5 protein-coding genes are annotated in these 8,519 nt (G+C 63.9%); all 5 read right to left on the reverse strand.

Going from position 1 to position 8,519, the window contains the following annotated elements; translation table 11 throughout:
- Window positions 1–2,282 (reverse strand): pyruvate:ferredoxin (flavodoxin) oxidoreductase (gene nifJ / locus ACLP2E_RS16475; protein ID WP_442466553.1); only part of this gene is annotated, 2,282 nt, incomplete at its 3' end.
- Between the two features lie 27 nt (window positions 2,283–2,309).
- On the reverse strand, window positions 2,310–3,992 hold the full coding sequence (locus tag ACLP2E_RS16480) for an NAD(P)-binding protein (protein ID WP_442466554.1): 1,683 nt from the start codon (window positions 3,990–3,992) through the stop codon (window positions 2,310–2,312).
- A gap of 111 nt (window positions 3,993–4,103) precedes the next feature.
- Window positions 4,104–5,393, reverse strand: a complete 1,290-nt coding sequence (locus tag ACLP2E_RS16485) for an MFS transporter (protein ID WP_442461742.1) — start codon at window positions 5,391–5,393, stop codon at window positions 4,104–4,106.
- 953 nt (window positions 5,394–6,346) lie between these two features.
- On the reverse strand, window positions 6,347–7,525 hold the full coding sequence (locus ACLP2E_RS16490) for an acetate/propionate family kinase (RefSeq protein ID WP_442461743.1): 1,179 nt from the start codon (window positions 7,523–7,525) through the stop codon (window positions 6,347–6,349).
- Between the two features lie 6 nt (window positions 7,526–7,531).
- Window positions 7,532–8,485, reverse strand: coding sequence for a bifunctional enoyl-CoA hydratase/phosphate acetyltransferase (locus ACLP2E_RS16495; protein ID WP_442461747.1), 954 nt, complete (start codon window positions 8,483–8,485; stop codon window positions 7,532–7,534).
- Window positions 8,486–8,519: the final 34 nt, after the last annotated feature.

Here is an 8,519-nt window from a genome sequence, read left to right on the forward strand (position 1 = left end):
GGACAATGATCGATGCAGATCCCGCAACCCGTGCAGTCTTCGACCGCGATCTGCAGCGTGTAGCGCTTGTCGGGGTATCCGCGCGCATTGATCGGAGCCGATGGAAAGCCCGCCGGCGCCGACTTGAGCAGCGCGCCGTCGTAAGCCTTGGCCCGGATCACGGCGTGCGGACAGACGATGCTGCACTGGCCGCATTGGATGCACAGATCCGGCTTCCAGACCGGCACGGAGAAGGCGATGTTGCGTTTCTCGTATTGGGTCGTTCCGCCCACATAGACGCCGTCGACCGGGATCGCGCTGACCGGGATCTCGTCGCCCCGGCCTGAGAACTGCAAGGCTTCGATGCGTTTGATCTGGTCGGGCGCATCCGCTGGAACGAGAATCCGCAACTCCTCTTTGGAGGTTACGGTCTTGGGAACCGAGACTTCATGAAGGTGCTCGAGCGCGGTGTCGACGGCGGCGAAATTCTTCTGGAGAACCGCCTGGCCCTTCTCGCCGTATGATTTTTCGATCGAATGGCGGATGCGCTGAATGCCCTCCTCCCGCGGCAGCACGCCGCTGATGGCGAAGTAGCAGGTCTGCAGGATGGTGTTGACCCTTGGCCCCAGGCCCAGGCCCTGCGCGACGCTGCTGGCGTCGATCACGAACAGCCGCAACTCCTTGTCGATAATATGCTGCTGCACCGGTCGAGGCAGATGGTCCCACACGGCGGCTGCACCGTAAGGCGCATTGATCAGGACCGTCGCCCCCTTCCTCGCGGAACGCAAGACATCCAGTTTCTTCAGGAAATCGAACTTGTGAACGCCGATGAAGTCGGCTGATTGCAGAAGATAGGGGGCGGCGATCGGAGCGTCCCCGAAGCGCAGGTGGCTGACCGTCTCGGCGCCGGACTTGTGGCTGTCATAGACAAAGTAGCCTTGCGCATAGCGTCCCTGGTCCTCGGCCAAGATCTTCGCGGTGTTCTTGTTCGCTCCGACCGTTCCATCCGCTCCAAGACCGAAGAACAGCGCGCGGCTGACGCCTGGCGGCTCGATGTCGAAGTCCGCTTCGACGGGGAGGCTCGTTCCCCCGACGTCGTCGTTGATGCCGACGGTGAAGCCGCGACGCGGCTCCTTGTCCTTGAGGTTGTCGAACACCGCCTTCGCCATCGCCGGCGTGAAGTCCTTCGACGACAGGCCGTATCGGCCGCCGACGACGAGCGGCAGGCTGGCGCGTGCGCCCCGCGCGGCGGCGTCGGCCAGAGTCTGCAGGACGTCGAGGCAGAGCGGTTCGGCCGGCGCGCCGGGCTCCTTGGTGCGGTCGAGCACGGCGATGCGATTGACGCTTGCCGGCAGCGCCGCGAGAAAATCCTTGGCCGACCACGGACGATAAAGGAGAACTTGCAGCACGCCGACGTGCTCGCCCTGAGCGTTCAGGCGCCCGACGGTCGCCCGCAGCGTCTCGGCCGACGAGCCCATCGCCACCACGACGCGCTCGGCCTCTGGATGGCCGTCATAGCGGAACAGGCGATATTGGCGCCCGGTCAGCGCGGCGAGGCGATCCATGGCGCGCTGCACGATGCCCGGCGCCGCATGGTAATAAGGGTTTACCGTTTCCCTGATCTGGAAATAAATGTCCGGGTTCTGCCAGGTGCCCCTGATGGTGGGACGCTCGGGGCTCATGGCGCGCTCCCGGTGGGCCCGCACGAGATCGTCGTCGATCATGGCCCGGATTTGCTCATCCGACAGCATCGCGACCGTGTTCACCTCATGGGAGGTGCGGAACCCGTCGGTGAAATGGATGAACGGCACCCGCGCCTCGAGCGTCGCGGCTTGCGCCACCAGCGCAAGATCGTGGGCCTCCTGCACCGATCCGGCGCTGAGCAGGGCGAATCCGGTGGTGCGGGCCGCCATGATGTCCTGATGATCGCCGAAAATGGAGGACGCGCCGGCGGCGAGGGCCCGCGCCGCAACATGGATGACGCAAGACGTAAGTTCGCCCGCAATCTTGAACATGTTCGGCAGCATCAGAAGCAGGCCTTGCGCGGCGGTATAGGTCGTGGTCAGCGCGCCGGCCTGAAGGGACCCGTGCAAAGCCCCGGCGGCGCCGCCCTCCGCCTGCATCTCCTGGACGAAGGGCACCGCGCCCCACAGATTCTTCTGGCCCTGCGCCGACCATTCGTCGGCGAGTTCGGCCATCGGCGACGACGGCGAAATCGGGTAGATAGCGCACCCGTCGTTGACGCGGTAGGCGACGTACGCGACCGCGGTGTTGCCGTCGAGGGTCGCGATTTTTTCGGTCATCGTTCTTCTCCGTTGGTCTCGCTGCGGTCAAACCCGGACGCGGAAGCTGTGCGGCGCGAGCGGCTCGCCGATCGTGCCGAGCGGTCCGCTTGTCGGTTGGGACTCCGCCTTCATTTCGATAGCGTGGCATGGGCACTGCTCGAAACAGATCCCGCAGCCGGTGCAGAGATCGCGATCGACGCGATAGCCTCGTCCGCGGCCCAGGCGAACGATCGCCTGTTCGGGGCACGCCGCGAAGCAATTGTCGCATTCGAAGCAGTTGCCGCAGGACAGACACCGGCCTGCCTCGGCTTGCCCCTCGTCCTGGCTGAGGCCCTGCACGACCTCGGCGAACGAGGCGCGCGCGGCCAGCGGCAGCTCCTGCTGGGCGTGCCGGATCGATTCGAGGTAGACTGGCAGATCCAGCATCTGGAAGCTGATCGGCGGATGTTTCGGCGGCGCCTCGTAGCGCGCGCCGTCGAGGTAAGCGTCGATGGCGCGAGCCCCATGTTTGCCCATGCCGATCGCCGTCGTCATCGTCCGCGCGCCGCCCACCATGTCGCCGCCGGCGAAAACACCATTTTGCCCCGTCATGAACTGGTCGTCGACGGCGACCACGTCATTGGGTTCGATCGCGACCCCCGGGACGTTGCGCAGGAAATCGAGCTCGCTGTGCTGGCCCACCGCCATCACCACGCTGTCGGCGGGCAACGTCTCGAACCTCCCCGTGGGTTTGACGCTGCCGTCCGGCCCCATCTCCACAGCTTCGACGGTGACTCCGCTCGCCCCAAACCGGCTGGCGACCGAGAGCCAGCGAATCTTGACCCCTTCGGCGAAGGCCTCCGCGGCTTCCGCCGGCAGCGCTTCCATATGCGGGCGGTCATAGCGGAAGATCAGCACCGCCTCTTCCGCGCCGAGCCGCTTGGCGACGCGGGCGACGTCCATGGCGGTGTTGCCGCCGCCGATCACACCGACCACGCGACCGAGGCGCGGCGCTTGTCCGCGCTCTGCTTCGGCCAGCAAGGTGACGCCGTCGATCAGCCGGCGCCCGTCCGCAGCCGGGATATTCAGCCGGTTGGAAGCTTGCGCGCCGACGGCGAGGAACACCGCGTCGAAGGCGCCTTTCTCCTTCTCGGCCAGCACGTCCTCCACCTTCTGGCCGCAGGCGATCGTCACGCCCATCGCGGCGATGCGCGCGATCTCGTCGCCGACGACGTCGCGCGGCAGGCGATAGGCGGGAATGCCCCAGCGCATCATGCCGCCGGGCTCTTCCGTCGCCTCGCGAACCTCTACCGTATGGCCGAGCCGGGCCAGATGATAGGCGCAGGAAAGGCCGGCGGGACCGGCGCCGACGATCAGGACGCGGCGGCCGGTCGGCTCGCGGCGGAGGGGGCTCCATTTCTCCTGCCGCGCCATATCGCCTACCAGCCGTTCAACGGCGTGGATGCCCACGGCGGCGTCGAGTTCGCCTCGGTTGCACTTGCTCTCGCAGGGATGATAACAGGCCCTGCCGCACACTGCCGGAAAGGGATTTTCGTCGAGCATCAGATCCCACGCCTGCCGCCATCGGCCGGCCAGCGCATGCCCGAGCCAGCCTTGAATGTTATGTCCCGCCGGACACGCCGCATTGCAGGGCGGCAGGTGAGCGATCCACTGCGGGAGTTGCCGCCTTGTAGGTCCCGTGCCCGCGGCTGTCGCATGAACCCGGGTGGCGTCGGTTGGCTTCAGCATCTTTGCGATCCTCCGAATATCTGGACGCGCTGCTCCTCAGTCGAATGTTCCCGTCGTCCGTCAAATCAAACGACACTGACGCCCTGCTCGGCATTTGCTATTCGTGGCCTGTCAGCGCACAGTTCCCGACGCGGGAGGCGCAGTTCGCGCCGCGACGCCGGTCTCACGCAGGAACAGCGTCAGGATGAAAGCCAGGACGATGGCGCCGACCCAAATCAGATCGGCCGTTTGAAACACCGACAACGTCATGGGTTGACCGCCGGACAGGCGGGAGAGCTCCAGCCCGAAGGCCGGCGCCACGAAGGCGCTGAGGCTGAAAACGAGGAAGTTCATCGCGCCGGTGGCGCTCCCTTTCACGTTATCCGGATTGACTTCCTTGATCATCGAATAGGGAATCATCGCCGCGCCGGAGGCGATGCCGAAGGTGAGGCCGGCGACATAGTGCGGAAGCACGCCGGGCATATAGACGATGCCGTAGAGGGCCAGCAGCATGACGACAATTCCGCCGAGCAGAACCGGCTTGCGACGGCCGATGCGATCCGCGATATAGCCGAGCAGCGGCGCGCCGATCACCCAGCCGAACGCCACGGAGGAGGCGCGTTGCACGGCCTCGCCAGGCTCCGCGCCGAGGGCGCGCAGAAGCGGGACGCCCCAGATCATGATGCCGACGGTGGTCGGCATGAACAGCAGCCCGCCAACGAAGCCGCAGAGATAGGATTGCGGGTTCGTCAGCACGACCTTGTATGGCGCGAACATCGACCATACGGAGCCGCGGGCCGGATCGTGGGTCGCCGGTGTCGTGATCAGCACCAGGACGCCGAGGATCGCGCACAGCACGCCACTATAGATCCAGAATGCTTGCCATCCGATGGGGCCATGCACGAGTGGACCGACGACGAACTGTCCGGCGAAGCCGCCAAGCATTCCGAAGCATTGCGTGAAGCCGACGGCGGTGGCGAGCCAATGGCGGGAAAATCCGCGTGAGGCAAGATAGACCGCGCCGGTGAAGGAAAAAGCCGATCCGGCTCCCTGCAGCAGCCGTCCGGTCTCGGCGGCGCTGATCGAGCCAAGCCCGAACAGCACAGAGCCGACCGCCAGGGCGAAGACGCCGGCCGCCATGGGCAATTTCGCCCCGTAACGGTCGAGAGACGCGCCCGCAACGATGGCGAAGGCCGCGTAGGGATAATAATACAGCCCCAGCAGCGAGCTGAGGCCGAGCGCCGTCAGACCGAACGCCTGGGTCAGTTCAGGTATCATCACGCTCGGCGCCGAGCGCAGCGCGTATTGAGTGAAATAGAAGACAAGGGCCAAGAGCCACGCTATCGCAAATGGCCAGTAGATCGATTTCTCCGCAGTCACGGACATCTGAGATGGCGCCGTTGCGCCGGTTTGCACTGACATTGGCGTTCTCCCTGACTGGTAATTCACAATCGGGCGCGCAATTGGCCGGACGACACCGCGCCCGCGACGATCACCAAAAACTCTTGGCTTCCGCCGGAAAAGAAACGAGAAGAGCCCCTACGCGCGGCACATTATTTTGCCGGCTTCCGCGTCGGGTGACCGCTTGAATTCTAAACTCCGATCGGGCTTCGCCTGCATTGACGTGCATCATGTCTCCCAAGCCCCCGGGGAAAAGACGGAGGCCTGGGTCTCATGACCCAAGCCTCCCCGAAAGCGCACCGCGCTGACGCATGCAAGCTGTGATCGGTTCCGGACCGGTCGCCGGGGAAAGGGGCGCGACGGAGGCCGAAGAGGCCCGGGACGCGATCCACAGCTCACAGTCGCAAACATACGCGCGGCGGCGGGCCGCGGCCATTAAACACGCGTTCACAATATTAAATTCGAACCTGCGAGGGGTTAGGTCGATCGTCTTCGCGGGCGGCGGCTTGGCCGAGACGAAAGTCATTTTTTAAGCCATTGTTTAAACTGTGGAGTTTTGTCCGCCCGATGTTAATGAAGGAAGTCGAGCGAATTGCGGAACCGGCGGACAGCTCATGGCAGTGACCGATACGAAGACTCGGAGGCATGACCTGCGAGTGCTGGTTAGGCGCCAATGCGCCCAAAAGCCCGTCGAATGACGGGCGTCTTTCGACGCCCTTCTGGCTTACGCGAGGGATTCCATAATCGCGACGAACCGCGATTATGGAGAGGTCGTATGAGAATCTTCGGGTCGCCCTGAAGCTTGACGCGGAACATTGGTTTCCGCCGCTTGTCGTCGGTTTCGACGATCTGTAGCGTGAACCGCGTGCAGGTTGCGACAAAACCGATCGTTGCGGGAATCACGTTTTCGTGAGTGGGTCGGCGATCACGCGCCTTGTCGCCGGCGTGAGCTTGCCGGCGTCATCCGCCGTTCATCACGCGCCGACCAGGCTGGCGGCATGCTGGGCGATCATCAATTCCTCATTCGTCGGGATAACCCATACCGAGACCTTGCTGTCCGCTGTGGAAATTCGCGGGCCGTGACGATCGTTGGCCTCGACGTCGAGCCTGGCCCCCAACCACGAGAGCTTTTGAACCACTGCGGCGCGCAGCGACGAATCGTTCTCGCCGATGCCGGCCGTGAACACGAAGGCGTCGAGACCGCCAAGTACCGCCGTGTAAGCGCCGGCAAATTTCACGATGTGGTAGACGAAATAATCGATGGCCGCCGTTGCCGCCGGCGCCTTGCTTTCTGTCAGCGCGCGCATGTCTCCGCTTATGCCGGAGAGGCCAAGCAACCCCGATTTCTTGTAAAGCAGCGTTTCGATTTCTGCTGCGCTGTGTTTGCCGACCCTCATCAGGAAGAAGAGGATGTCGGGATCGATCGCGCCACAACGCGTCGACATCGGCAGTCCATCGATTGCGCTAAAGCCCATCGAAGTATCCATGCTTTTGCCGTCGAGCATGGCGCACATGCTGGCGCCGCCACCCAAATGGGCGACGATCACGCGTCGGGCTTCAGGCGCGTAGCGTGTCACGGCGCGCGAGATGTAGTCGTATGAAATACCGTGAAAGCCCCAATGTCGTATCCAATCTCCCGTGATCTCCGCGGGCAGCGCATAGCGCTGAGCCACGGACGGCATGGTGCGGTGAAACGACGTGTCGAACACCGCGACCTGCCGAAGCATGGGATGGCGCTTCGCGAACGCTCGGATCGCGTCGACTTCGAACGACTGGTGCGTTGGCTCGACCGCTTCGAGCTTCTCGAGCTCGGAAATCACCGTTTCGTCGATCAGCACTGGCCTGGGGTGAGCGAGGCCGCCGTGCAGGACCCTATGACCGACGCCCGTGATCGTGATGTGGCCTTGGTGACTTTCGAGCCAGGTCATGATGAACTTGATCGCGCCTTCCATGTCGAGAGGATGCGCCTCCTCCCAATCATGGGCGTCCATTGGCTTGCCCTTCGCGTCCTTCGCGACAAAGCTCGGATGCGAGCCAATGCCCTCGACCTGGCCGCGGCAGACCAGAACCGGGGAGCTGACGTCGCCACACTGGTAAACGGCAAACTTGACGCTGGTTGACCCGGCGTTGATGACCACAATGCCCTTTGCCATGGCGTCTTACTCGCTGGTTACGGGATGCAGCAATGAGGGATCCTTGGCGATCGCCTCGGACAGCAGGACAGCCAATCCGCACGAGAACAACCGCGCCTGCGGCGTGTCGGCGCGGCTCGTCAAAATCACCGGCACCCGCGCGCCCATCACCAACCCCGCCACTTGCGCGCCGGCCATGAACGCTAATTCTTTGTACATCATGTTGCCGGCTTCGATATTGGGCGCGATGAGGATGTCGGCTTTCCCCGCGACTGGAGACTCCACGCCCTTGACCCGGGCCGCCTCCTCGTCCACCGCGATGTCGAGATCCAAAGGTCCGTCGACGACAGCGCCGACGATCTGCCGTCGATCCGCCATCTTGGCGAGCGCCGCTGCGTCGAGGGTTGCGGGCATCTTCGAATTCACCGTCTCGACGGCCGCGAGGATCGCCACCTTCGGCTGCGCGAGCCCTAGCGCTCGCGCCAGGATGATCGCGTTCTGGACGATGTCACGCTTCTGATCGAGATCCGGAGCAATATTGACTGCGGCGTCGCTGATGATGATGAGTCTGGAATAGGCCGGCGCTCCGATCAGGAAACAATGGCTCAGGAGACGGTCGGTTCGCAGGCGGTTTTCCTTCTGGATAATCGCATGCATGTATTGATCCGTATGCAGGCTTCCTTTCATCAGTGCGCTGACCTTGCCGCTGCCGGCCATGCTGGCCGCGACAGCCGCAGACTCCAATGCGTCGGCAGCCGGCTCCGTCTTGAACGACGATATGTCAAGTTTTGCTTTTGCCGCGACCTCGCTGATCTGTTCCGGAGGTCCGACCAACACCGGGTCGATCAGCTCGGCGCGCGCGGCGTCCACGGCTCCGGCCAGAGCATCCACGCTGCACGGGTGGACAACGGCTGTCGGCATTGGAGGCTTGCCCTTGCGGCGAGCGAGCATCTGTTCGAATGCAACTTCAATCTCCGCCATCGGGAACAACTCCTCATCGTCAGATGCTTTGAAC

Origin of the sequence: Rhodoblastus sp., assembly GCF_052145335.1 — a bacterium.
Lineage (GTDB): Bacteria > Pseudomonadota > Alphaproteobacteria > Rhizobiales > Beijerinckiaceae > Rhodoblastus.